The sequence below is a fragment of the Methylomonas sp. 11b genome, assembly GCF_000515215.1.
Taxonomy (GTDB): Bacteria; Pseudomonadota; Gammaproteobacteria; order Methylococcales; family Methylomonadaceae; genus Methylomonas.
In genome coordinates, this window is the sequence record NZ_KI911557.1 from 1628834 (window position 1) to 1653962 (window position 25129).

The 25129-nt window shown below is 52.0% G+C and carries 25 protein-coding genes; 13 read left to right on the top strand and 12 right to left on the bottom strand.

Annotated features, from left to right (window positions below; genetic code table 11):
* Nucleotides 1-70: 70 nt before the first annotated feature.
* Nucleotides 71-427 (bottom strand): hypothetical protein, encoded by a 357-nt coding sequence (locus METH11B_RS0107665; RefSeq protein WP_020482657.1) that lies wholly within the window; start codon nucleotides 425-427, stop codon nucleotides 71-73.
* Between the two features lie 1054 nt (nucleotides 428-1481).
* On the opposite strand from METH11B_RS0107665, the gene METH11B_RS0107670 reads away from it, so the two are divergent.
* The 8 genes from METH11B_RS0107670 (at nucleotide 1482) to METH11B_RS0107710 (ending at nucleotide 8092) form a co-directional block, all read left to right on the top strand.
* Entirely contained in the window at nucleotides 1482-2441 is a 960-nt protein-coding gene (locus METH11B_RS0107670) for an IS110 family transposase (RefSeq protein ID WP_026601506.1), read from the top strand.
* Nucleotides 2442-2511: 70 nt separating this feature from the next.
* Nucleotides 2512-3171 (top strand): lysozyme inhibitor LprI family protein, encoded by a 660-nt coding sequence (locus tag METH11B_RS27720; protein ID WP_026601524.1) that lies wholly within the window; start codon nucleotides 2512-2514, stop codon nucleotides 3169-3171.
* 75 nt (nucleotides 3172-3246) lie between these two features.
* Nucleotides 3247-3777, top strand: coding sequence for an REP-associated tyrosine transposase (locus tag METH11B_RS0107680; RefSeq protein ID WP_026601525.1), 531 nt, complete (start codon nucleotides 3247-3249; stop codon nucleotides 3775-3777).
* A gap of 499 nt (nucleotides 3778-4276) precedes the next feature.
* A complete protein-coding gene (gene ureE / locus METH11B_RS0107690; protein ID WP_026601527.1) occupies nucleotides 4277-4708 on the top strand; it encodes an urease accessory protein UreE in 432 nt (143 codons plus the stop codon).
* Nucleotides 4698-5372 (top strand): urease accessory protein UreF, encoded by a 675-nt coding sequence (locus tag METH11B_RS0107695; protein WP_026601528.1) that lies wholly within the window; start codon nucleotides 4698-4700, stop codon nucleotides 5370-5372. Before ureE ends, METH11B_RS0107695 begins: the two co-directional genes overlap by 11 nt.
* Before the next feature lie 65 nt (nucleotides 5373-5437).
* Nucleotides 5438-6055: an urease accessory protein UreG gene (gene ureG / locus METH11B_RS0107700; RefSeq protein ID WP_020482661.1), complete on the top strand. Its 618-nt coding sequence runs from the start codon at nucleotides 5438-5440 to the stop codon at nucleotides 6053-6055.
* Nucleotides 6056-6126: 71 nt separating this feature from the next.
* Entirely contained in the window at nucleotides 6127-6672 is a 546-nt protein-coding gene (locus tag METH11B_RS0107705) for a glutathione peroxidase (RefSeq protein WP_231499594.1), read from the top strand.
* Between the two features lie 61 nt (nucleotides 6673-6733).
* The gene (locus METH11B_RS0107710) at nucleotides 6734-8092 is read left to right on the top strand and encodes a DASH family cryptochrome (protein ID WP_026601530.1); all 1359 of its coding nucleotides are present in this window, start codon (nucleotides 6734-6736) and stop codon (nucleotides 8090-8092) included.
* A gap of 33 nt (nucleotides 8093-8125) precedes the next feature.
* On the opposite strand, the gene METH11B_RS0107715 is transcribed toward METH11B_RS0107710, so the two are convergent.
* From METH11B_RS0107715 to cysK, 5 genes are all read right to left on the bottom strand, one after another.
* Nucleotides 8126-8461 carry a hypothetical protein gene (locus METH11B_RS0107715; RefSeq protein WP_155931096.1) on the bottom strand — a complete coding sequence of 112 codons (336 nt, stop codon included), beginning with the start codon at nucleotides 8459-8461 and terminating at the stop codon, nucleotides 8126-8128.
* Between the two features lie 59 nt (nucleotides 8462-8520).
* Nucleotides 8521-9141, bottom strand: a complete 621-nt coding sequence (locus METH11B_RS0107720; RefSeq protein ID WP_026601532.1) for a peptidoglycan recognition protein family protein — start codon at nucleotides 9139-9141, stop codon at nucleotides 8521-8523.
* Between the two features lie 188 nt (nucleotides 9142-9329).
* The gene (locus METH11B_RS0107725) at nucleotides 9330-9746 is read right to left on the bottom strand and encodes a DUF6691 family protein (RefSeq protein WP_026601533.1); all 417 of its coding nucleotides are present in this window, start codon (nucleotides 9744-9746) and stop codon (nucleotides 9330-9332) included.
* Nucleotides 9747-9760: 14 nt separating this feature from the next.
* Nucleotides 9761-10177: a YeeE/YedE family protein gene (locus METH11B_RS0107730; RefSeq protein ID WP_026601534.1), complete on the bottom strand. Its 417-nt coding sequence runs from the start codon at nucleotides 10175-10177 to the stop codon at nucleotides 9761-9763.
* A gap of 150 nt (nucleotides 10178-10327) precedes the next feature.
* Nucleotides 10328-11278, bottom strand: a complete 951-nt coding sequence (cysK, locus tag METH11B_RS0107735) for a cysteine synthase A (RefSeq protein WP_036275696.1) — start codon at nucleotides 11276-11278, stop codon at nucleotides 10328-10330.
* Between the two features lie 301 nt (nucleotides 11279-11579).
* On the opposite strand from cysK, the gene pepA reads away from it, so the two are divergent.
* On the top strand, nucleotides 11580-12392 hold the full coding sequence (gene pepA, locus METH11B_RS0107740; protein ID WP_026601536.1) for a flocculation-associated PEP-CTERM protein PepA: 813 nt from the start codon (nucleotides 11580-11582) through the stop codon (nucleotides 12390-12392).
* A 72-nt stretch (nucleotides 12393-12464) separates the two neighbouring features.
* On the opposite strand, the gene holA is transcribed toward pepA, so the two are convergent.
* From holA to leuS, 3 genes are read right to left on the bottom strand one after another with little or no spacing between them, the layout of a single operon-like run.
* Nucleotides 12465-13478 carry a DNA polymerase III subunit delta gene (holA, locus tag METH11B_RS0107745; protein WP_026601537.1) on the bottom strand — a complete coding sequence of 338 codons (1014 nt, stop codon included), beginning with the start codon at nucleotides 13476-13478 and terminating at the stop codon, nucleotides 12465-12467.
* 2 nt (nucleotides 13479-13480) lie between these two features.
* The gene (locus METH11B_RS0107750) at nucleotides 13481-13984 is read right to left on the bottom strand and encodes an LPS-assembly lipoprotein LptE (protein WP_231499595.1); all 504 of its coding nucleotides are present in this window, start codon (nucleotides 13982-13984) and stop codon (nucleotides 13481-13483) included.
* A gap of 22 nt (nucleotides 13985-14006) precedes the next feature.
* Entirely contained in the window at nucleotides 14007-16595 is a 2589-nt protein-coding gene (leuS, locus tag METH11B_RS0107755; protein ID WP_026601539.1) for a leucine--tRNA ligase, read from the bottom strand.
* Nucleotides 16596-16686: 91 nt separating this feature from the next.
* Here leuS and METH11B_RS0107760 point away from each other — a divergent pair, with 91 nt between their 5' ends.
* Together METH11B_RS0107760 and METH11B_RS0107765 are read left to right on the top strand one after the other, a co-directional pair.
* Nucleotides 16687-17175: a zinc ribbon-containing protein gene (locus METH11B_RS0107760; protein ID WP_020482673.1), complete on the top strand. Its 489-nt coding sequence runs from the start codon at nucleotides 16687-16689 to the stop codon at nucleotides 17173-17175.
* Between the two features lie 58 nt (nucleotides 17176-17233).
* Nucleotides 17234-18007: a ParA family protein gene (locus tag METH11B_RS0107765; protein ID WP_020482674.1), complete on the top strand. Its 774-nt coding sequence runs from the start codon at nucleotides 17234-17236 to the stop codon at nucleotides 18005-18007.
* Nucleotides 18008-18096: 89 nt separating this feature from the next.
* Here the strand turns inward: METH11B_RS0107765 and METH11B_RS0107770 are convergent, their stop codons facing one another.
* From METH11B_RS0107770 to phoU, 3 genes are read right to left on the bottom strand one after another with little or no spacing between them, the layout of a single operon-like run.
* Nucleotides 18097-18453 (bottom strand): hypothetical protein, encoded by a 357-nt coding sequence (locus tag METH11B_RS0107770; protein ID WP_020482675.1) that lies wholly within the window; start codon nucleotides 18451-18453, stop codon nucleotides 18097-18099.
* A 20-nt stretch (nucleotides 18454-18473) separates the two neighbouring features.
* Nucleotides 18474-20408, bottom strand: a complete 1935-nt coding sequence (locus METH11B_RS0107775; protein WP_026601540.1) for a pyruvate kinase — start codon at nucleotides 20406-20408, stop codon at nucleotides 18474-18476.
* A 40-nt stretch (nucleotides 20409-20448) separates the two neighbouring features.
* The gene (gene phoU / locus METH11B_RS0107780) at nucleotides 20449-21186 is read right to left on the bottom strand and encodes a phosphate signaling complex protein PhoU (protein WP_020482677.1); all 738 of its coding nucleotides are present in this window, start codon (nucleotides 21184-21186) and stop codon (nucleotides 20449-20451) included.
* Nucleotides 21187-21477: 291 nt separating this feature from the next.
* Between phoU and METH11B_RS0107785 the strand changes: the two genes are divergently transcribed.
* Nucleotides 21478-22272 (top strand): UDP-2,3-diacylglucosamine diphosphatase, encoded by a 795-nt coding sequence (locus METH11B_RS0107785; protein ID WP_020482678.1) that lies wholly within the window; start codon nucleotides 21478-21480, stop codon nucleotides 22270-22272.
* Between the two features lie 271 nt (nucleotides 22273-22543).
* Nucleotides 22544-25072 carry an ExeM/NucH family extracellular endonuclease gene (locus METH11B_RS0107790; RefSeq protein WP_026601541.1) on the top strand — a complete coding sequence of 843 codons (2529 nt, stop codon included), beginning with the start codon at nucleotides 22544-22546 and terminating at the stop codon, nucleotides 25070-25072.
* Nucleotides 25073-25129: the final 57 nt, after the last annotated feature.

The window sequence follows — 25129 nt, forward strand, 5'->3', positions numbered from 1 at the left end:
TGAGTTTGTTCGGAGCGGAATCTCGGCCGGATAAATCAGACCAAAGATTCCGCATGATCGGATTCCGCGATTAATATTCGTACAGATAAGTTAAAGTGCCCAGGTAGCGGTAAGATCCGGTGGTTGGGCAGGCAGCAGTACCTGAGTCGCCATACAAATACAGACTTTGATGGTTTTGCAGCGCCATTTTGGCCTGAATCAAAGCCTCTTTGTTATAGGTTACGAAATAGTTGGTATAGGCTGGCAGTACGTTGTGTTCCGGCACGGTGTAGATATAACCGTATGTCGTACCGTTTACATTATATTCGTAGACGCCGGATACATAGGTCCAACCTCCGCTGCAACTCGCCGCATTGGCAGCACTGGCACCGAACATGGAAGCGGCAACGACAGATAGCATTAAGAATAGATTTTTGATTGTTTTCATGACCTTCACCTTTTGTAAATTAAACAAATTAAACACGCGAGTGGATGAATCAATGCTGTACTTGCTTCTCGGGTAGAAATTGGCTTACTTTGAAATTCAAGGGCAGCATGTCCGGCGGCATTTACGCTGCTGTTTTGCTGGCGGCGTAATTAGCGGGGACGGTGTTAATTTAGGGAAATCGGGGGGTGTTCTCTGTTAACTTGTTGACTGGAGAAGTGTGAGGTTTTTCACACTTTTATGTGGACGTAGCTTTGCTGGGTTTTGGGTTTTGGGTTTTTGTGTCGCTGGCGCGACGGGTGTTTTATATGTCGGGTCTCGGCCCGACAGCCGAGTGACTTTTCTTTGTTTGGCCAAAGAAAAGTCACCAAAAGAAAGACCACCCGGAATTCCGCCTTAATCCTGCGCTTCTCGCTTTTGGCGAGGGTTTTCGGAAGGGGCTTCCTGCCCCTCCGAAAACGAGCGGCATCCCTGCCGCTCCCCTACGGCCTAATCTCGCCAAAAGCTGCGATGCTCGGGGCGGAATAACGGGAATAGTCCACTCCAACGGTTATTGTGTATAGCAGCTGTGTTTTGGTAGGCTGGGTTGAAACCATCGTGTAAACCCAGCTTTGGCCTATATTGCTGGGTTTCGCGTTGCTCTACCAGCATACCTCCTCGGCGCGAAATCAGGGGATAAACCCCGTTGTGGTAGATAAGGAAACGTATGGATTGGACGGTTAAATTTGAGGCGTAGGGTGGGCAATTTTGCCCACCATTGGGCTTTAATTCCGCGTGGGCACTAAATCGTGCCCACCCTTATATCTCGATTCTGACCGAAAAAAGCGGCAGAATCCCCGACTGATCATCGGGGGGCGATGGGGAAGACGTGCCCACCCTGAGGCTTGAAAGCCTGCCTTGTAGATAGTTCTCTCCATCGCCCGCACTCACTTTAAAGTTCGAACGGTATTCTAAGGGCTTGGTTCGCCTTGACCCTGTATTCATAAGGCTGAACTTTGCGAGTGTCCATTCTGATCAAGCAGTCTAAGTTTGTCATTTTTACCCAGAGATAGCGCTCATGACTTCTACTATCATCGGCATCGATATTGCCAAGCTCAAATTCGACGTAGCCCGGCTCGCCGAAGGCAAATATAAACATGCCAAGTTCGCCAACAACCTCGAGGGCTTTGCCGCGTTCGCCGCTTGGCTAGACGGTTTTGGCGACACCGACCGGCGCCTTTGCCTGGAAGCCACTGGCGCTTACGGCCTGCCCCTGGCAGAGTTTCTCGCCGACGGTGGCTACTTCGTCAGCGTGGTGAACCCCGCTCAAATTCATGCCTTCGGAAAAAGCGAGCTGAGCCGCGCCAAAACCGATAAGGCCGACGCCAAGCTGATTGCCCGCTATGCCCTGCAAGCCGACTTGGTTGCCTGGAAGCCGCTACCCGCGAATCTGCGCCAGTTGCAAGCCCTCACGCGTCGCTTGGAGCACTTGCTGGAGATGCAGCGCATGGAGCAAAACCGACTGGAGACAGCTGATACCGCTATTGTCCCTTCCATCAACACTGTACTGGCAACATTGGCGGCCGAACTGAAGGCTACCCGTCAAGCCATCCAAGACCATGTCGATAAGGATCCCGATCTCAAGCAGCAAAGCGATCTGCTGACCTCCATTCCGGGTATCGGCCCCGCCACGACCGCCTATTTGCTCGTGGCCTTAAGTCCTCACCATGGCTACGCCAACGCCAAACAAGTCGTGGCCCAAGCCGGCCTCGCACCCGCCATCCGACAGTCAGGACAATGGCAGGGCAAAACGCGTATTGCCAAGACCGGTGACGCTCGGTTGCGCAAAGCGCTTTATCTACCCGCTTTGGTCGCCTGGCAACATAATCCAGCCATTCGCGTCCAATGCCAACGACTCAAAGCTAATGGCAAAAACGGCAAGCTCATTGTCTGCGCCGCCATGCGTAAGCTCATTCATCTGGCTTTCGCTATCTTGAAATCCGGTAAACCTTTTGATCCTAATTTTTCCCTTGCATGAGCGGGTTTAAGACGGTATCTACTGGGCTAAATTGTGCCAACACTCGGCTACATTTTTTGGATACTTCAACATGAAGAAACTGTTTTTTTTATTCATTAATTTGTTTTTTTTCAATGCTAATGCAGCAAGCTTTGACTGTCAAAAGTCGACAACTAAAATCGAAAACTATATTTGCGATAATTCAGCCATTTCCGAATTAGATGAGCGAATGGGAAATATATATAGCAATTTGATAAGAAATGTGGATGTATATACCGATAAAACAATAATATCCAATGTTCAAAAGATCTGGATTAAGGAAAGGGATTTGTGCTCTGATGTCGAATGTTTGGAGCTTGCTTACAAAAAGCAAATAGAAAAGTTAATTTCATTCTATAACAAAGAGGAGTTACTGAATATCACAATCGGTAACCAAGACGAATTTAATAAAATGGAAGTATTAAAAGTCCCATACGCAGATTTTAGATTGGAGTCCTTTAATAAAGCTTTAGTTTATCGCGACGAAGGAAAGATAACAGATTGCAACACTCTCATAGTGGTACGCACCGCTAGACCTAACGCATCACGAGGTTATGGAGCTTATTGTATTTTAGAAAAAGACGGAGAAAATAAGCCGTTAATGGTTTGTGACGACAATATGATAGGTCACTTTCATATGCAAAATGTTTCTATTACGGATGATATTAAAAAATTGGCCGAGTTTACCTATGAAAATTGCTTTGGTGGATAAGCCCGCGTAGGTCCGATTAGCGCAGCGTAATCGGACGAATGTTAAACCAAACGATATTTAAAAACGCAATAAACCATGCCCAATTACCGACGCGCATTTATTCCCGGTGGCACATGGTTTTTTACGGTGAATTTGCTGGAGCGTAAAAACAACGATTTATTAGTTCGCGAAATCGATTTGTTGCGGGCAACGGTGCGGACGGTACGCAATCGCTACCCATTCCAAATCGACGCGTGGGTAGTGTTGCCGGAACACATGCATGCAGTCTGGACGCTGCCACCGGGTGATGCGGATTTCAGCAAGCGTTGGCGATTGATCAAAAGCAGATTTTCGAGGGCATTGCCGAAAACGGAGTATCGGTCGAATGTGCGTAAAATGGCGGGTGAGCGTGGAATCTGGCAGCGGCATTTTTGGGAGCATTGCATTCGTGACGAGCAAGATTTCGAACGCCATGTCGATTATGTGCACGTTAATCCGCTTAAACATGGGTTAGTTACCCGAGTTAAGGATTGGCCGTATTCCAGTTTTCATCGCTATATTGAAAAAGGGGTTTATTCGGCAAATTGGGCTGGGGATTTGGATATAGCCGTGGATGGAGATGATTAACATACGTCCGATTACGCTTCGCTAATCGGACCTACCGGCCTCTACGTTTTTACGGTCTACTTATGAATTTGGGATGGTTTTTCTCCCGTTATTCCGCCCCGAGCATCGCAGCTTTTGGCGAGATCAGCCCGAAGGGGAGCGGCAGGGATGCCGCTCGTTTTCGGAGGGGCTGGGAAGCCCCTTCCGAAAACCCTCGCCAAAAGCGACAAATTTGCCTGGAGCAAATTTGAACAGCCGATAGGCTGGCCCGGAGGGCGAAAACCATGGATGGTTTTCGTAAAGCGCATGATTAAGGCGGAATTCCGGGTGGCCTTTTCTTTGGATACTTTCTTTTGGCCAAGCAAAAGAAAGTATCGCGGTTGTCGCGGTCCGCGAACCGACTTATAAAACATCCGTTGCGACAGCGACACCAAATAAACAAAAGACATTAAAAACCGGAATAGCCGTCGTGTTGGGTTACGGCTAACGCCTAACCCAACCTACAAAACCAAATAAAACAATGCTAAAACTCACCGAAACCACCAATACCGAAGAAACCCCTGACGACACCCTAACCCTCCCCTTCGAGGCCCGCCAAAAAACCCGGCAACCGGCGACCACCAAAGGCGGTATCCAAGTCGGCGTGTTCCTGCCCAGGGGCCAAACCCTAAAGCACGGCGCAATCCTCACCAACGGCCAAGGCTTTAAAGTACGCATCGACGCAGCGCCTGAGCAATTATCGGTGGTCAAATGCAGCGACCAATTATTGTTCGCCAAGGCCTGTTACCACCTGGGCAACCGCCATATCGCCCTGCAAATTCTGCCGGATGAACTGCGTTACCTGGCCGATCATGTGCTTGATCAGATGCTGGTGGGTTTGGGGTTGACGGTCGAGCATCACACCCTGCCCTTCGAACCAGAAAGCGGCGCGTATCATAGCCATGGTCACTGATTTGTCGCTGTTAAGGCTGTTGCAACTGGTCAGCCCCGGCTTGCCGATTGGCATGTACAGCTATTCGCAAGGGCTGGAGCGGGCGGTAGACGATGGCTGGCTTACCAGCGCCGAGCAAGTGGCCGACTGGCTGCACGGCTTGCTGCAAAACGGTTTGGGCTTGGTCGATGCGCCGATTTTAGCGCGGCTTTATGATGCCTGGCATGAGAACGATATGGCCGCCATAGATCATTGGAGCCAAACCCTGACCGCCTGCCGGGAAACCGCCGAGTTGCGTGCGGAGGACAAACAAACCGGCCAGGCCCTGGCCCGCTTGCTGGTCAATCTGGAATTGCCCGAGGCCGATGCCTGGCTAAAACGCCCGGATGCTACTTTGGCGACCTTGTTTGCCCTAGCAGCGGCCCGCTGGCAAATCAGCAAAAAGGACGCCGTCACCGGTTATTTGTGGGGCTGGCTGGAGAATCAGGTGTTGTGTGCGGTCAAGCTAGTCCCATTGGGCCAGGTGGCCGGACAACGGCTATTAAAAAATCTAGCCGGCGAGTTGCCGGCTTTAGTGGAACGTGCTTTAAACCTAAACGACGCCGAGATCGGCGGCAGTTGTTTTGGTTTGGCGTTAGCCAGCAGCCGCCATGAAATGCAGTATTCGCGGCTCTTCAGATCGTGAAATAACAATAATGTAGCCTCGATGCAATCGAGGTTTGAGCAACCTTCAATACCTTGGATGAAAACATGACTGATAAACAAATATTACGAGTAGGCATCGGCGGCCCGGTCGGCTCCGGCAAGACTGCGCTGGTGGATGCCTTGTGCAAGAAGATGCGCGACGATTACGAGATCGGCGTGGTCACCAACGATATTTACACCCGCGAGGATCAGCAGTTCTTGATTCGTAGCCAGGCCTTGCCGGAAGAGCGGATTTTGGGCGTGGAAACCGGCGGCTGTCCGCATACCGCCATCCGTGAAGACGCGTCGATGAATCTGGCGGCGGTGGATGAGTTGTGCGAGCGCTGGCCAGAGCTGGATTTTGTAATGGTGGAAAGCGGCGGCGACAATCTCAGCGCCACCTTCAGTCCGGAACTGGCTGACCTGACGATTTACGTAATCGACGTCTCCGCCGGCGACAAGATTCCGCGCAAGGGCGGCCCCGGCATCACCCGCTCGGATTTATTGGTGATCAATAAAATCGATCTGGCGCCTTACGTCGGCGCCTCGCTGGAAGTGATGGACCGGGATGCGAAAAAGATGCGCGGCGAGCGGCCGTTCGTGTTTACCAATATCAAAACCGGCAATGGCTTGGAAGCGGTCGCTGACTTTATTGTCAAGCAAGGCATGCTGCAAACGCATTAATGGCGATAGTCAGCCAAGGTTGACTTTTAGCCAGTACTGGTATGCTCAAGGATAATGGATCAGGAGGAACAATGATGAAAACCGCGTTTTTAATCGCCAGCTTATGGGCTTGCTCCGTGTCGGTAGCCGGAGCCGAGACTTGCCCGGAATTGTTGAATTACAAAATGACCAAGCTTCGCTCCAGTGAGCAAATCGATTTTTGCCAGGCGTTTCATGGCAAAGTGATCCTAGCCGTCAATACCGCCAGCAATTGCGGCTACACGCCGCAATTCAAAGGCCTGGAAGCCTTATATCAAAAGTATAAGGATCAAGGTTTGGTTGTAGTCGGCTTCCCATCCAACGATTTTAATCAGGAGTTCGCCGAAGCGGAGAAAACCGCTAACGTCTGCTATATCAATTACGGCGTGACCTTCCCCATGCTGGAAAAAAGCCAGGTGAAGGGGACAGGGGCGAACGGTTTTTTCCAAAAGTTAATTAAAGCCACTGGGCAGGCACCGGCCTGGAATTTTCATAAATACTTGATAGATCGCAGCGGCAACAGCGTGGCGGCTTTTCCCAGCGATGTGACGCCGGAACAGCTGGATTCGAAGATCAGCGCCCTGCTATCCGCTAAATAGTGTTGCAAACCTCACCTCTCGCCGGCGGCATGCCGGCATTTTTTATTCGGACGAGACGACAATGCGCAGAATAGGGCTTTACTGGTTTGGTAATGATTTGCGGGTGCATGACAATCCCAACCTGCAACAAGCCAGCGCGGTCGTCGATCAGTTGCTTTGCGTCTATTGTCTGGACCCGGCCTGGCTGGCACCCAACCAGTACGGCATGGCCAACCTGTCGACCCAGCGTTGGCGGTTTTTAAAAGAAGCCCTGCAGGACCTGGATAGAAATCTCCAGCAAGTCGGTCAGCAATTACTGGTTTGTTACGAAGCACCCGCAACGGCTATCAGCAACCTAGTCAAAAAACACGGCGTGTCGGTAATTTATCGCAGCCGCCACGGCGGTTTTCAAGAACGGCAACAATGGCCGGCCCTGCAAAAGCATTTGCCGGGTTTACGTTTTGTAGAATCCGACACGCAAACCCTGTTCAACCTGAAAGACCTGCCCTTTGCCCAATTGCCGCAGTCCTTCACCCCATTCAAAGACAGCGTGGAGCAGTTGCCCATCGACCATCCCTTACCGCCGCCCGATGCTCTGCCGCCCAGTCCCGAGCCCAAATCGGATTGGCTATTGAATTTTCCGGTGTATTTACCGGCCAGTTCTGCGCTGGATCCCGAGTTGGCGTTTCATGGCGGCGAGACGGCGGGCAAAAAACATCTTAAAGCGTATTTCCACAGCAGCTACCCCAGCCGTTACAAAGACCAGCGCAACGAACTGGACGGTTGGGAAAATTCCACTAAGTTTTCGCCCTGGCTGGCCCACGGCAATCTGTCGGTACGAAAGATCTATTCCAGTTTACGCCGCTACGAACAAGACAATGGCGCCAATGAATCAACCTATTGGCTGTATTTTGAATTGCTCTGGCGCGAGTATTTTCAATGGTACGCCCATCAGTACGGCAAGCAGCTATTTGCGTTTCGCGGCATCAAACAACGCCGGCCATTGACCTGCTTCTATCCGGAACGCTTTCAAAAATGGTGTCACGGTTACACGCCTTATCCGCTGGTAAACGCCTGCATGAAGCAACTCAACGCCACCGGCTATATGTCCAATCGCGGCCGGCAAATCGTCGCCAGCTGCCTAGTCAACGAATTGGCAGTGGATTGGCGCTTTGGCGCGGCTTATTTCGAGCAACATTTGCTGGATTACGATGTGGCCAGTAATTGGGGTAATTGGCAATATCTGGCCGGGGTGGGCGCCGACCCGCGCGGTCAGCGGCATTTTGATTTGGAAAAGCAAACCCGCTTATACGATCCTGACGGGCAATTTATACGTAAGTGGCAGGCTGAAATCCGCAATTTACCCTTGGATTCGGTGGATGCGGCCGATTGGCCCGTGGACCCGGCCGCCGCGAAACTGGCATCCATATTGTCGGCTTAGGCTAACGATCCAACTCCACTGTTTGCTGAGACGCTAACGGCTTATTCCAAAACTTTTAGCGCAGGATTCGCACCCCAAATAAAATTCCAGCCCATCGTCTTGCGTTACGGAAATATTACCACCGGCGCGTATCGTCCATTTGCTGGGACGCCCGTGAAAATTCGCAGTTCCTTTCACAAAACAGGGTAAATAGAGATAGCCTTCCAGATACTCCGCCGATGTTATCGGTCTGGCTTTGCGCAAAACGCTTTTTGCTTTCGGCGTGGAAAGTTTAAAGTCCTCGCAGAACGCCCCAGGCTGGTCGGCACCGGCCATTACTACCCGCACCTGAGTAAACCCATCAATCGCAAAGGCATTTAACGAGAACATGGCCGCGAAAACCCAAAAAGCGGTGCGTACTGTGTGTGTCGGAACCGAACGCATCACATTTACCACTTTGCGGAGCTTGCTTCGCTAGGTTGTTTATAACCGACTTCGGAGTGTTTATAGATGTCGTTGGCGGTCAGCCCCAACAATTCCTCCAAGCTACCTATCAACCATTTGAGCGATGCATTTTGCTTGTCGCTTACCGAATCATAACCTTTATCGGCGGAAAAACCGGAGACGATTTCTATGCCTATGGAATCTTCATTCGTTGGATAGCGATCCGGATACGTTTTAGCTTTTTCGTGCTGATAGAGTTTATTTACCCGCGCCACGTAAGACTTCTTTTGCTCGAAAAGAATAGCTTTTAGATTTTTCAGCTCGTCCGTACTGCAATTTCCAAACTGGTAACAACGGCTGCGAATTTCGCCGACATGCCAACATTTTTGATTTACCCGCGCGGTGTAATAAATGCTGCCATCAACCTCGATTAGAAAATGCGCGCCGTTTTTCCCATTTTCGTAGCTGCTGAAGGACGAAGCCGATGTTTTGCTGCCGGTTTGGTGAACGACAATTGCATGCACGTTTACCAAATTACCTTTCTCGATCTTCGTGGAAATCTTGTCGGTTACCTGAGCGGCTAAGACTTTACCGTCCTTCAATGTCGGTTTTACACTATCCGCCACCGTTATCTCCAAAAATTATTACTTAACGCTACCCCATCCCTGATCGTTCGAATGGCCGGGTGACCATCCAGTAGTAACGCCTTTCCAGCCAAGCCGATAATTTGCCAAAACCGGCATATTCGAGCAATTTTGCATCTCCGGCAAAACCAGCCGCTAGCGTTTTATACCTCTATCAGACCGCAGCTTACCTAGCGTTGATGCAACAAGCGAAACAACCAAAACCCGGCAAACATCGCCGCAACAAACACATAATTACCCAACACCCCGGCGCTTAATCCCAGCAGAGCCGGTCCTGGACAGAAACCGGACAGCCCCCAACCGACGCCGAATATCGCCGCACCGACAAGCAGTTTGGCATCGACACCAGCCGACACGCGCGCGGAAGGCTCTTGCTCGCTATCAGCGGTGTCATTATTGCGATGCATGAAGTAGCGCGCCAGCCCCAGCGTCAACAAAGCACTAGCCATCACCAACGCCAAACTAGGATCCCATGCCCCCGCCACATCCAGAAACGCCAAGACTTTGGCCGGATTGCTCATGCCGGCCAGAATCAAACCCAAACCAAACAGCAGGCCATAAGCGAATAAATAAACTGTATTTTTCATCGAGAAAGTCCGGTTTAGAGCAAGTGACGAACAATAAATACTGTGATACCGGCAGTCAGCATGAAGGTCAGCGTCGCCACGATGGAACGCACGGACAAGCGGGCGATACCGCAAACACCATGTCCGCTGGTGCAACCGCCGCCAAGCCGGGTGCCGTAACCCACCAGTAGGCCAGCAATCGCCAGCAAACCGGGCGAGGCATCCAGATCCAGCGCGATGTCTGCGCCGCTCAAGCGATACAAGGGCGCACTGGCCAGCAGACCGGCCAGAAACCAGCCGCGCCAGACACTGCCCTCGCGCCAGGGCGGCAAGATGCCTGCCGCGATACCGGAGATGCCGGCGGTATGTTTATGGGTAAACAATAATAAGGCAGCGGCTAGCCCGATCATCGCGCCCCCGGCCAGCGCGGATAAAATGGTCGAATAATTCATGCGTGAGTCTTGCCAAAAATCCGGTATTGAATCAGAAACCGCAATACCAAACCAGGGTTACCGCACTTTAACGCCGATAAAAATCGCTCTGCTTACACTCATTTTAAAATTGCTCGCGCACGCTAACAGCGACTATCCCTGACATTCTCTTTACTCGCCGAACAGCGACGAGCTCAAATAACGTTCACCGGAATCCGGCAACACCGCGACGATAATCTTGCCGGCATGTTCCGGACGCTTGGCCAGACGCACTGCAACAGCAAGCGCCGCGCCGCTGGAAATACCGGCCATAATGCCCTCTTCCTTAGCAAGGCGTCGTGTATAGGCGATGGCTTCAGCGTCTTCCACCGGCTCGATCAAGTCAATCAACGACAAATCCAAATTCTGCGGCACAAAGCCGGCACCTATGCCTTGGATGCCATGCGGCACGGCTTGCAAAGGCAACCCGGCGCGGGTCTGGCTTAATACCGGACTACCGGCCGGCTCGACAGCGACACTGAGTACCGGCCTACCGCAATGTTTTTTCAGATAACGCGACACACCGGTAATCGTACCGCCGGTGCCGACGCCTGCTACAAATATATCGATCTTACCACCGCAGTCCCGCCAAATTTCCGGGCCGGTAGTTTGTTCGTGTATCGCCGGATTAGCCGGGTTTTTAAATTGTTCCAGCAATAGATAATGCTCAGGGTCGGCCGCGGCGATGGCCTCAGCCTTTTCCACTGCCGCGCGCATACCCAGCGCGCCATCGGTCAGCAGCAGGTTCGCGCCATACGCCAATAATAATGTGCGGCGCTCCTGGCTCATGTTGTCCGGCATCGTTAACGTGATGGGTATGCCACGCGCGGCAGCCACCGCAGCCAACGCAATACCGGAATTACCGCTGGTGGCTTCCAGTAAAGTTGTACCTGCCGTTAATAAGCCTTGACGCTCAGCGGCCCAGACCATAGACGCACCGACCCGACATTTCACCGAATAGGACGGATTGCGGCCTTCAATTTTCACCAGCAGCGTCGCGTTCAATCCTTGGCTGATATGGTTGATCCGCACCAAAGGCGTTCGGCCTATCGACTGTGAATTATCTGAGTACCAAGCGGGCATGGCGGGTTTCCTGTGGAATACCGGATTTACTCTGTGTAAGAAAAATGACCCGACCTATTGTGCCGGATTCTAAAACCACTCGCTGACGGCCTTTCCTTGAAAGGCTGTCCCAGCAGCAGGCCGATTTTTATTCACCTCTCAACTAGTTTTATTGCATAAAACCTGCGGCGCACCGCTTGTAATCCGTATTCTTCCAACGATCAAACGGTGTAATAGAATGGTTATTTGAATTGAATAACAAAAACAGGTATAAGCCTCTAATGAGGGGGAGTAATTTTTTATTTTTTGAGGTTGTTTAAATATGAATATTTTCACAAATCGTTTAAAGCAAACCATGCTTCTGGCTGCGGGATTAAGCTTGGTGGCTCCTGTTTCAATGGCGAGTACATGGGCCGGAACGGCGAATTATACAGCCGCGCCTGACGCTACTGGCGACGAAGCGATAGTAGGCCCATTTGATACTTACGATTTTGGTTCAGGCATTACCTTAGTGCAATTTACCAGTGCAAACACCTTTACTGCTTATTTCCAAACTATGGTGGATGGTCATTTCCTGAACAATGCCGGCATCAATGTACCAGAATTGAATATCTCCGGCGCGGGTTCGGGTTTTGAATTGACTGTGGCTGCGACCCTGAACGGGACCTACAGTAATTTCTCAGGTTTCCAATCCTTCAGCTTCTCGGGCGGAGCAGTTAACCTGTATTTTGACACGACACCCGATTACAGTTTTACGGGCGATAGCGGCTTCAACAACGGAGCTGCAATTTTATCCGGCACCGTAACCGGCGGTTCCGGGGTCATATCGCCAGCAGGCGTAGGCGCCGAGCAACTGGATTTAAATTTTTCCGGTATTTTTGGTAGCTACGATTCCAACGTCTACACCCCAGGCATAACCGGCGGCCACTCAATTTTTTCGATCAATTTGAACAATTCATCTTTGCTGTCGGGAATTAATAGCGTTTTGGGCCAAAACAAAAGCACCGGCGTACTTGCTGCCGTAGATGGCTCGATCCAATTGACAGCAGTACCTGTACCTGCTGCTGTGTGGCTGTTTGGCACGGGCCTGATCGGCTTGATGACTGCGGGCAAACGTAAAACTTTCGCTACTTAAGCTCTAAGTACATCGAATTCGTCGCCCAAGCAATAGTAGCGCTGGGGCGACGAATTGATTCTGGATCGGCACCTAAAGCAGTAACCTCTTCGAAAACAACAAACAAATCCTAAACAAGCCCTCCCATTCGTCGCCGGTAATCTGGCCTTTGATTTGGCAATCTACGTTGGCGCTGGCTTGCAAAATATCCTGCAATTCCTTGCTCTTCAACCTCTGCAAGGCCTCATGCACCAACTGCTTGCGCTTGTCCCATATCTGATATTTTTTATAGAGAACTTCTGGGTTGCCGCCGCGTTTCAATTCCGTCTTGATATTAACCAGCGTTCGCGCTTCGCGGCTAATAGCCCACAGTACCACCGGCGCCGCGACGCCTTCCGCTTTGAGCCCGGCGAGAATTTTAACCGCTCGATTCACCTTGCCCGACAACAAAGCATCCATCAATTTAAACACGTCGAAGCGAGCGCTGTCAGCCACATCGTCCTCAACCATGGATTTGTTGATACGATTAGCCCCATGCAAGATATACAGTTTTTCAAGCTCCTGGGCCGCGGCCAGCAAGTTGCCCTCGACTCGCACTGCCAGACTTTTTAGCGCATCCGCTTCCAAATGCATGCCCTTCCGCTCCGCCCTGCGCTGCAACCACTGCAACAACTCCGGTCCTTGTAACGGCCAGACCTGCACGATGCACGCAACTTTATCCAAGGCCTGAAACCATTGCGACTTCTGCGCCGCACTATCCAGCTTACCGGCCGTGATTAGCAATATTGTATCGTTGGGCGGACGCTGACAATACGCGCTTAGGGCTTTACTGCCTTCCAAACCCGGCTTGCCGGAAGGCAAGCGCAAATCGATGAGCTTTTTGTCAGAAAAGATGGAAAGTGATTCGGCTTCTAGGGTCAATTGCGGCCACTCGTTGCCGGTATCGATAGCAATGACCTCGCGAGTGGAAAAACCAGCCTCGCGCGCCGCGCGCCGAATGTCGTCCGCTGCTTCGCCAAGTTGTAAAGGCTCATCACCACTAACCAGATAAACCGGTACCAGCTCTTTGTGTAAGGCGGCAGTTAACTGGTCAAGCTTTAGGCGCATACTTATTTTTTCTGCGTATCGACGGCTATCCTGGCTCTGGCTAATATCATCCGCGCCACTTGTTTATAGATTTCGTTGCGAATCAATTGTTCTTCGTTGCCTTTCGCCAGCACCGCGGTTTGGTCGTTGAAAAACTCCCTGGAAATTTCGATCACTTGCTCGTCCATCAGCGCATTTTCCTTACTGTCGAAAAATTGAAAGCGCAGATAATATTCCAGTTCGGATTCGCTGGATTTACCAGTTGAGCCGATGGTCAGTACCCGGTTACGCATGTCTTCCCGTAGCACCTTGACCACCACGCCGGCATCGTTGGGGGAGCCGACGATTTTGCCTTTCGAAGCCTTCATGATGGCTTGCAGTTCGCCCTGTAAGGGCACGGAGGCGCCAAACACATACATGTTTTTCAGCACTTCCGGCATCTCTATCGAGCCACGTAGATGGTATCCGCAGCCAACCAGCAGCACCAATACCCCGGCCAAGACCATTCGGCTCAAGTGATTCATCATCTGATTCTCGAAAATCCAGCGTTTAAACAACGATATTCACCAGTTTTTGCGGCACTACAATCAGCTTTTTCACCGGCTTACCTTCCAGATAACGCTGCACGTTCTCGTCAGCCAGAGCCAGCGCTTCGACTTGCTCTTTGGAAGCCGTCGCCGCTACCGATAATTTCCCGCGCAACTTGCCATTGACCTGCACCACCATTTCGATAGCATCCTGCTGTAACGCCGATTCATCAATAACCGGCCATGCCGCCACCACGATGTCATCGTTGTGGCCCAACTCGTTCCACAGCTCTTGTGACGCATGCGGAATAATCGGGGCCAGCATCAAGACGATGGCTTCCAGCACTTCCTGGCGAGTTGCCCTGCCATTGGCACTATCGTCATCAAATTTATTCAACGCGTTAACCAACTCCATGTTGGCGGCAATCGCGGTGTTAAAGGTGTGGCGACGCGCCATATCGTCGCTGACCTTTTGCAAAGCCTGATGCAACTGCCGACGCAACACTTTTTGATCGTCGCTCAATGCTGCCTTATCCAATGACTGATTCGGTAAACCGGCTTCGACGTGCAGATAGACTTGCCGCCACAAACGTTTCAGAAAACGAAAGGCGCCTTCCACACCGGCATCGTTCCATTCCAGCGATTGGTCCGGCGGCGAAGTAAACATGGTGTACAAGCGCACCGTATCGGCGCCGTATTTGTTGATCAACACCTGTGGATCAACGCCGTTGTTTTTCGACTTGGACATCTTCTCCACTGCACCGACCGTGACTGGCGAACCATCTTCCAGCAACTTGGCGCCAATAATCTTGCCTTTGGCGTCGCGTTCGACATCGATTTGGGTCAGGTTGAAATAGCGTTTATGACCGTGATCGTCAATTTGATAGAAGGTTTCAGCAATCACCATGCCTTGCGTCAGCAAGTTCTTGAACGGCTCGTCGCAGGCCACCAAGCCTTCGTCGCGCATCAGCTTGGTGAAAAAACGCGCGTACAGCAAATGCAAAATCGCATGTTCGATGCCGCCGATATAATGATCGACCGGCAGCCAGTAATTAGCGCGCTGGTCCAGCATCGCGCTGTCGCAATCCTGGCTGGCGTAACGGGCGAAATACCAGGACGATTCCATAAAGGTATCGAAGGTATCGGTCTCGCGCCGGGCAGGTTTGCCGCATTTGGGACAAGAGGTATGCGGGAAAGTCGGATGCGCAGCCAGCGGCGATTGCGAGCCGTCCAGCACGACGTCGCGCGGCAAGGTCACCGGCAACTGATCGTCCGGCACCGGCACCGTGCCGCAGTCGTCACAATAAATCACCGGAATCGGCGCGCCCCAATAGCGTTGCCGAGAAACGCCCCAGTCGCGCAATCGGAAATTAGTTTTGCGTTCGCCCTTGCCCAAGCCGGCCAGTTTGGCGGCGATGGCATCGAAGGCTTGCTTGAAATTCAAGCAGTCGAATTCGCCGGAATTTTTCAACACACCTTTTTCGGTAAACGCTTTTTCGCTGACACTGTCGTCCGCACCATCGGCTGCGGCAATAACTTCCTTGATGGCAATGCCATATCTCTTCGCAAATTCATAATCGCGCTGATCGTGCGCAGGTACAGACATCACCGCACCGGTGCCATAACTCATCAACACGAAGTTGGCAATCCATACCGGCACGGATGCGCCGGTCAATGGATGAACAGCCTGGTAACCGGAAGCGATGCCGCGTTTTTCCATGGTTTCCATCGCCGCTTCGGAGGTTTCCATCTGCTTGCAGGATTCTATGAAGGCCGCGATGTCGGCATTGTTCTCCGCCGCTTTCAATGCCAACGGGTGTTCGGCGGCCACCGCAACGTAAGTCACCCCCATCACGGTATCGGGGCGGGTGGTATAGATGCGAATCGGCGCATCAAAGCCGTCGACAGCAAAATCCATTTCCACGCCTTCGGAACGGCCGATCCAGTTGGCCTGCATGGTTCTGACCTGCTCGGGCCACCCCGGCAGTTTATCCAGCGAGGTCAGCAATTCGTCGGCATAAGCCGTAATTTTCAAAAACCACTGGGAAATTTCCTTTTTCTCGACTTGGGTATCGCAGCGCCAGCAGCAGCCGTCGATGACTTGTTCGTTGGCCAGTACGGTTTGGTCGTGCGGACACCAGTTGACCGGGGCGGTTTTCTTATAAACCAGACCTTTTTCCAGCAAGCGCAGGAAGAACCATTGCTCCCAACGGTAATAGCTGGGATCGCAAGTCGCCAGTTCGCGGCTCCAGTCGTAACCAAAACCCAGCCGTTTCAGCTGGTCACGCATATAATCGATATTCGAATAGGTCCAGTCGGCCGGATGCACCTTGTTTTGCATGGCGGCGTTTTCTGCAGGCAAACCAAAGGCGTCCCAACCCATCGGTTGCAACACATGTTTGCCCTGCATCCGTTGGAAACGGCTGATCACGTCGCCGATGGTGTAGTTACGGACGTGGCCCATGTGCAGCTTGCCGCTGGGATAAGGAAACATCGATAGGCAATAGTATTTTTCCTTGCCGGTATCTTCAGAGGCAGTAAACACCCCGGATTTTTCCCAGTCGGCCTGTACTTTTTGCTCTATTGCCGAAGGCTTGTAATGCTCTTCCATCCTATTCGTCTTTTGCTGTAAAAAGGCGCTAGAATACCTTAGAGACGCTTAAATCTAAAGCGTGAAAATTAAAACAACACCGGGAGCAGCCATGGGCGAAAACAAACTGATCAAAGCGTACGACGATCTGATGGGCCATCTTTACGAGGCCTTGGACGATACGCTGCACACCGTCGCCGACGCCTTGGAAATAGCCAAGGAAAAAACCAGCGCACTGGGCGGGCATACGCAAGAAGAAATCAACAAAATCGCCGACTATGTAATGCGCGACGTCGAGCATGTCGCCACCGCACCGTCGCAACAAAACGACAGTAATTCTCTGTCCGAGTGGTTGAAGTTTGACATCGATTTGATCGAAAATTTCGCCTTGGACGCCTTCATGGATATCGCCGACAAAACCAAGGTCAAGCTGGCCGCACTGGAGATGGAAGCCAAGCTGTACCACCCCTATAAAAGCGGTGAAGTAGCCGGCCCCGGCACTTTCGTCTGCGATGCCTGCGGCAAACAAATTGCCTTCAAGTCCACCAGCGTTATACCGGCCTGCCCCGAGTGTAAAGGCGACAGTTTCTCACGCGTTTGATATTGCAGGCTTTAACCTTATAATGCGGGCTTTTATTTTTTAACAATCGAGGGCGATTATGCGCAGGGTGATTTTCAATCAGAAAGGCGGCGTGGGTAAATCTACCATTACCTGTAACCTGGCAGCCATCAGCGCCGTCGAGGGTAAAAAAACCCTGGTGATCGATCTCGATGTGCAAGGCAACTCCACCCAATACTTGTTGGGCAACAAGGTCGCCGATTCCGACAAGACCATCGCCCACTTTTTTAAGGATAGCCTGGGCCTCGGCCTGTTCGGCGGCGGCAAGGAAGGCTTGGACGGTTTGATTCATGAAACCCCTTTCCCTAATCTCTACGTATTGCCGTCCCATTCGGATTTGGAAGGCTTACAAAGCCGTTTAGAATCTCGGCATAAGATCTACAAGTTAAAAGAGGCGCTGGAAAAGTTGGAAGGCTTCGATCAAATCTATATCGACACCCCGCCTATCCTGAATTTTTACAGCCTGTCCGCGTTAATCGCCGCCGAAAAATGTCTGATTCCCTTCGACTGCGACACCTTCGCCCGCGAAGCGCTATACACGCTGATGCGCGCCATCGCTGAAGTCAAAGCCGATCATAACGACAGACTGGAAGTAGAAGGCGTCATCGTTAATCAATATCAGAAACAAGCCAACCTGCCCCGCCAGTTGGTTGATGAACTGATCGCCGAAGGTTTGCCGGTACTGGAAACCAAAATCTCCACCTCGGTGAAAGTCCGCGAGTCGCATAGCGATGCTCAGCCTTTGATTCACTACGCGCCAACCCATAAGTTGACCGAAGAATACCGGGCCTTGCATTTGGAAATTCACAAATAGCCGTTTAGCAAACACCAACATTAAAAAAGCCAGCAATGCTGGCTTTTTTGTTTTAAAGGACACTACAAACCGGTGCGTGAACGTAGGGTTTACCCGATTAACTCCATCATCGATTTCTCAACCCTCATGTTCAACCGACAAAAGGCCTTGTGCAACACCTCCCAGCCTTCGAAAGAAACGATCACCCAATTCTCGGTGCTGCGATCCCATTCCGTGTCCAATAACACACCCAACCGCACCAGCTGCTTAAAGGTGTCGTCGGAAGGTGCATCGATATGCGCCAAGGCTGCTTCGAGTTGATTTGGCGGGATCAAACGGGCTGCCGGTTGATCATTACCCGCATGCCGGTTTGCATACATGATATACCCTGGATTAAGCTGCAATTTATGTAAATCTTGACAGTAAGCATCAAAATTTTGAAGCGGGAACTGCAACATCTGACTCATTTCCATACTCCCTAGCTGCGCTAAATAATGATTTCGGTCAAGCTACACTCGTTGATAGACGCTTGTTGGGGCTTCAACGTATGCGCCAGCCGCAGTTCGCGAAGCATCGCGCGTTTCTTGGCTTGATGCTGCTGCATACGCCTGAGAATATCGTCCAAAACGCGCACCGCGCTAAGCACATGCGGCCCCTTGTTGATCATCACACACTCCGCCCGGTCGCCCATGGCGGCATCGGTAATTTCCGCCCGCGAGGGCATCCCCTCCTTGGCCAGAGTTTCCAGAACCTGCGTCGCCCAGATCACCGGCACATGGGCAGCTTCGCAGATCCATAATATTTCTTCCTGCACTTCGGCCAGCCGTTCAAACCCACACTCCACAGCCAAATCGCCACGAGCAATCATCACCCCGCAACAAGGCGCTCGCATAGCAGCCAGCAACATGGCCGGCAAGTTTTCGAACGCCCGCCTGGTTTCAATTTTTAGCACGATCGCCGGCCGTCTATCCCCCAGACGCGCCATATGCTCATGCAGCAACTCGACATCATGCGCGCTATTGGCAAAAGACAATTCCACGACATCAGCGTTTTCGACCACGAAACCCAGATCTTCGATATCCTTGGCCGTCAACGCACTGATCCCTAGTCTGCTCTCGGGCAGATTGATCCCCTTATCGCCTCTCAGTTTTTCACCGCGCGCACGCACATGGGTGATTCTGACCAGAACTTGGGCAAACTCAACTCTATCGATCACGCCACCAATTTTGCCATCATCGAACCAGATCGGCTCTCCCGCTCGAACATCGTCAAAAATCTCCGGAATGGAGCAACCGATCATGGCCGGCGTCAGCACCTGGCCGCTACTGTCATAAGTTGCCGGCCGACCGGGCGCCAGGTCACGCGTTAAGATCAACAAATCGTCCTGTTTTAGCAAAATGGCATTTTCAGCTTGCGGTAACAGATTGATAGTCACTTGGCGATCATCGGCATGAGCCACCTTACGCTCGTGATTCAAAACCGTGCCGGGAACGATATAAGCGCTTTGCGTCGCCTCCGCCCAATAACCCTGCTCAGTAATGTCAACCACTGTCAGGTTTCGTTTCGCGCCGCGGGCATCGGTGAATTTCAGTTGCTCACCCAGGTATAAACGGCGTAGCCATTCGCCTGGCAATAGCAAACAGGCATTAGCGGGTGAAGGCGGAGCAGCGGGTTGCGACACGTCCGTTAACCAGACGCGCGCCGGCGCGATGAGTCGGCCGTGGTCGTCGTGCGTCGGACGAATTCGCAATACCGCTAATCGGGGATCGAGCGGGCCGGTCCGCAACTTGGGACCGGCCAGATCCATCACGACACGACAAGTTTTGCCCAGCGCACGCTCGGCTTGTCGCAGATGAGCTATCATTTGCATCCATGCCACCGTGTCATCATGGGCGCAATTGATCCGCATACAATCCATGCCTTGCTCAAGCAGATGATGAATTAGCGAATAGTCTTCCGCCGCTTCGCTGGGCATGGTCACCATGATCCGCACGCCGCGGCCATTTGCAGCCTCCCCCAACAAGCAATGAGTATGGTCGACCAGCAATCGCTCGCCGGCGGCAAAATCCACCACTACCGTCTCTTGATTAGGCGGCACCCACTCCTGTCCGGTTAAGCGATGCAAAACCTCCAAAACCGCATCGATGGTTGCCAATACATGCGATTCCGCTCGCCCCAACGACGACAGCCCCAGGGCAGCCAGTTTTAGTTGCAAGGGCCTGAGGTCGCGGCGGCGCAGCGCTAGATAATGCAGCATATTACGGGCGCTATCCCGGTTATTGCCCTCCACTTGATCGATACGCTGTTGACACCCCGCGGTTTCGGCAATCATTTCCGCGCGAATGTCCATCAATTCTCTCAGGACCTCATCGACCACGGCGTCTTGCAAATAAGTGTTTTTGGTAACGGGATTCGTTGTCAAAGATCGCCTCTAAAGCCATGCGGTCGGCTTGGCCGCTTAATCAGCTGGGATTGTTAATGCAACTTTCCTTAATCGCTAGACCGCCATGCCGCACATCAATACCGTCCAACATGAAAATCGCGTGCTCGGCGATGTTCCGGCAATGCTCGCCGCAACGCTCCATGGCTTTCATCATTTGCATCACATCCAGAGCTCGGCGGATCATGCGGGCATCGTGCAATACTAAGGTTAGTTGATGCTTGATACCCTCCTGCAATTCCGACTCGCAATCCCTGTCGCATTGCAACAGGGCGTAAGCCTGCTTGGAATCCCGACTTTCGAAAACCACCATCAGTTTATCCAAAATCAGCTTGATTAAACCACCCATTTTTACTATGTCCGTCAGCAGCTTTTGATTGGGGTCGCTAGTGTTCGGGTCGAACAACACCGTAATCAGCTTGGCGAACTCGACAATCTCGACACCGATTTTCTCCAGCTCCACCGCGATTTTCGATGTTGACAACACATAGCGCAGATCATTTGCCACCGGACAATGCCGGGCAATGATGTTCAATACTTCGCCATCAATCTTGCTTTCGAAATGTTTGACCTTTTTATGCCGCGAAACGACTTTTTGCGCCAGTTCGCCGTCGCCGTAATCCAGGGCCTGCATCGCCTGCTCCAGCTGATAAACCAAAAGGTCCGTCATATCCAGCATCAAACTGTGCATATGCCCCAAATCGGTGTCATACGCATGTAAGGTATGCACATTATTGGGTGTGTCTGTTTGCTTCGTCATCGTCAGTTCTCTTGCTTGTTTAGCCAGGGTCTCGGTAATAAACAAACCTTAGAACAAGTACATTACAGGAATGTGACATAACCCTGTCAGACACGCGAAACGTGGCTCGTTAGCTATTGTTTTTAAAAAACATATTTCTAACAGCCATAGTCTAAAGCCTGCAAAAAGCCCCCAAAAAAATCCGTGGCCCACATTCACCGGCAAAAAAGCGACAAGCAGACTCTGTCATGCTGTTGTCATAAACGCAGACAAGAATAGCCTACGTCCGATACCAATATTTGGCGTTTGCTTATGAATACCTCTTTTTATCGCACCATATGGATTTCCGACCTGCACATTGGCTCGACCCAATGCCAAGCCGATGCCCTGCTGGATTTTTTAAAACATAACGACAGCGAAAAACTGTACCTGGTCGGCGACATCATCGATTTTTGGGCCTTGTCCAAAAAAATGTACTGGCCGCGCGATCACAACACCATCATTCAAAAAATCCTGCGTAAAGCCAGACACGGCACGCAAATTATCTACGTACCCGGTAACCACGACGAAAACGTCCGCGATTACGACGATTACGTGTTCGGCGACATCGTCGTGAAAAACTCGGACATTCACACCACCGCAAAGGGCAAACGCTTCCTGATCGTGCATGGCGACGAATACGACACTATCGCCAAACATCACCAGTGGCTGGCAAAGATCGGCAGTTTGGGTTACGACTGGCTGATAGAAATCAACCGCTTCCTGCGCCTGTTTAGACGCCTGTTCGGTAGGCAATCGCACTTCTCATTGGCCGCCTTTGTGAAGTTCAAAGTCAAGAATGTGGTGCAATTTATTTCCGATTACGAGGAAAGTATTGTTCGCACTCTAAAAAACGAAGGCCTGGACGGCGTAATCTGTGGGCATATCCATCATGCCGAAATCAAGGAAATAGAAGGCTTTTTGTACGTCAATACCGGCGACTTCGTGGAAAGCTGCACGGCGATTGTCGAACATCAGGACGGCAGACTGGAATTGATCCGCTGGCTGGCGCAAGAAACGCCGCAATTAACGCAGCAGCATGACGGAGAATTGCCGCACCTTGGCTAAACCGTCATCCGGCTAATTGCTAAACCCTTAGCACGACTGGCCTGATTGGCGTTTGTATTACATGTCACAAAAACTTCGCTAAACCGTCACGGTATCTTAACCCTCCCGCCTCTGTTATCCCGGAAAATGTGACCGGGCTTGCAGAATTTTGGGAAATTACCCAATGACGCGCTCGTCGCCTTCCCCCTTAGACCGACGAGTGCGTTTCTCTGCGAGTCAGCTCAGGCCCAAGGCCTGTTTACTGATTTTTAAGCACAGAGACCATCCGACCATGATCGCAAAGCATATCCGCAGCTATCCGCTGCTGGCGGCAGTGAGTGCCCTCAGTTTTTTCGGCAACGCCCAGGCTGCCACGCCGGTGTTTATCAACGAAATACATTACGACAACGGCGGCGCTGATACCGGCGAAGCGGTGGAGATTGTCGGACCCGCAGGTACTAATTTAAGCGGTTGGTCGTTGGTGTTTTACAACGGGAACAGCACCATTCGCAAAGTTTACAAAACCACTGCACTCAGCGGAACCATCGGCGACCAATCCGGTAACGGCGTTGGCACTCTAAGCTTTTCTATCAGCGGGATAGAAAATGGCGCACCAGACGGAATTGCATTGGTCAATGGCAGCACAGTCGTACAATTTTTAAGCTATGAAGGTTCTTTCATTGCTGCTGACGGTCCGGCTACCGGCATGAACAGCATCGACATTGGCGTTTCGGAACCCGGCAATACAGCCAGCGGCCAATCGCTACAATTACAAGGCAGCGGCACTAGTTACGAAGACTTTACCTGGAACGCGGAATCGACAAGTTCCTTTGCAGCAATCAACAACGGCCAGAACTTCGGCGGCGTCACCCCACCACCGCCACCCGTCTCCCAATGCGGCCAAGCCGCAACGCTAATTAGCGCAATCCAAGGCACAAGCAGCGTTAGTCCCTTGAGCGGCAGCGTGCAACATGTGGAAGCCGTTGTTAGCGCCGATTTCCAAGGCAGCACGAATTTAAACGGTTTTTTCGTACAACAAGTTAGCGGTGCGGATGCTAACGACGCGACCTCCGAAGGCTTGTTCGTCTCGTCCAGCCTGCCGGTTAATGTCGGCGACAAAGTACACATCGTCGGCACCGTGACCGAAACATTCTCTATGACCCGCCTAGAAGCCGTCAGCTCGGTCGATGTCTGTTCTTCCGGCAATACCTTGCCAGCCGCGGTTGAAGTCAACCTGCCTTTCGACAGCGCCGGCAATGATCCCGAGCGCTGGGAAGGCATGCTGATTCAATTGCCGCAAACCCTGACCGTCACCGAAAACTTCAACCTGGGCCGCTTCGGCGAATTCTTGCTGTCATCCGGCGGTCGCTTGTTGACGCCCACGCAAGTAGCCACGCCCGGCCAGGCGGCTATCGATGTCGCCGCGCAAAATTTAGCCAACCAATTACTGGTTGACGACGGCATCAATGTGCAAAATCCGGATCCGGTGATTTACCCGCAACCAACTGGTTTGAGCGCCGCTACTCCGTTGCGCAGCGGCGACTCAGTAGTTGGAGCTACCGGTGTATTGGCTTACGACTTTGGCGTGTACCGCCTGCAACCGACTCAGCCATTGACCTTTGTCGCCGACAACAGCCGCAGCCCGGCTCCGACCTTATCAAGCTTGGGTTCTCTGAAAGTCGCTAGCTTTAACGTGTTGAATTACTTTAACGGCAACGGCCTGGGCGCAGGCTTCCCAACTTCTCGCGGCGCGGATACGCTAGCGGAGTTTAATCGTCAGCGCGCCAAAATCATTCCGGCCATTCATGCCTTGAACGCTGACGTCATCGGCTTGATGGAAATCGAAAACGACGGTTACGGCAGCAGCAGCGCTATTGCCGATCTGGTGAACGGTTTGAATCAACTGGCCGGCGCCGGCACTTACGCCTTCATCAATCCAGGCTTGAGCAAAGTCGGTACCGACGAAATCGCCGTGGGTATTATCTATAAACCTGCAAAGGTTTCGCCGTCCGGCTCGGTAGCTATTTTGGATTCCTCGGTCAACCCCTTATTTATCGACACCAAAAACCGTCCGGCCCTTGCCCAAACCTTCTTGGACAAAGCCTCCAACAAACTGCTGACAGTGGCCGTGAACCACCTTAAATCCAAAGGTTCGGCTTGCGACGATGTTAACGATCCGGATACCGGCGACGGCCAGGGCAATTGCAACCAAACCCGCACCGATGCCGCGCAAGCCCTAGCAAGCTGGTTGGCTAGCGATCCTACCCACAGCGGTGTCAGCAACGCCTTGATCATCGGCGACTTAAACAGCTATGCACAGGAAGACCCGATCAGCGCCTTGAAAAACGCTGGTTATCAAAATCTGCTGGAGACCTTCGTCGGCAATCAAGCCGCATACAGCTATGTGTTCGACGGCGCGGCCGGTTATCTGGACCACGCCCTGGCAAACACCGCGCTAGCGTCGCAAGTCAAAAGTGTCGCCGAATGGCATATCAATGCCGACGAACCGAGATCCCTGGATTACAACACGGAGTTCAAATCGGCAAATCAGGTAACCAGCTTCTATGCGGCCGATGCCTATCGTTCATCCGATCACGACCCGCTGTTGATCAAACTGTTCGTGCCCGGTGACCTGGATAACGACGGCGATGTCGATAACAACGACGCTGGCCTGATCAAAGCCCAAGTCGGTAAATGCAGCGGTAAGGTTGGTTTTAACCGTGAGGCTGACTATGACAAAACCGGTTGCGTGACTTACGCCGATTATCGAATCTGGTACGGCTATTACAACAGCTATACCGCGTCCGCTAGCGCTCAATAACCCGGATCACCACCGGCAAACCCTTTGCCGGTGGTCTTGGATACACAATTTTAGGAT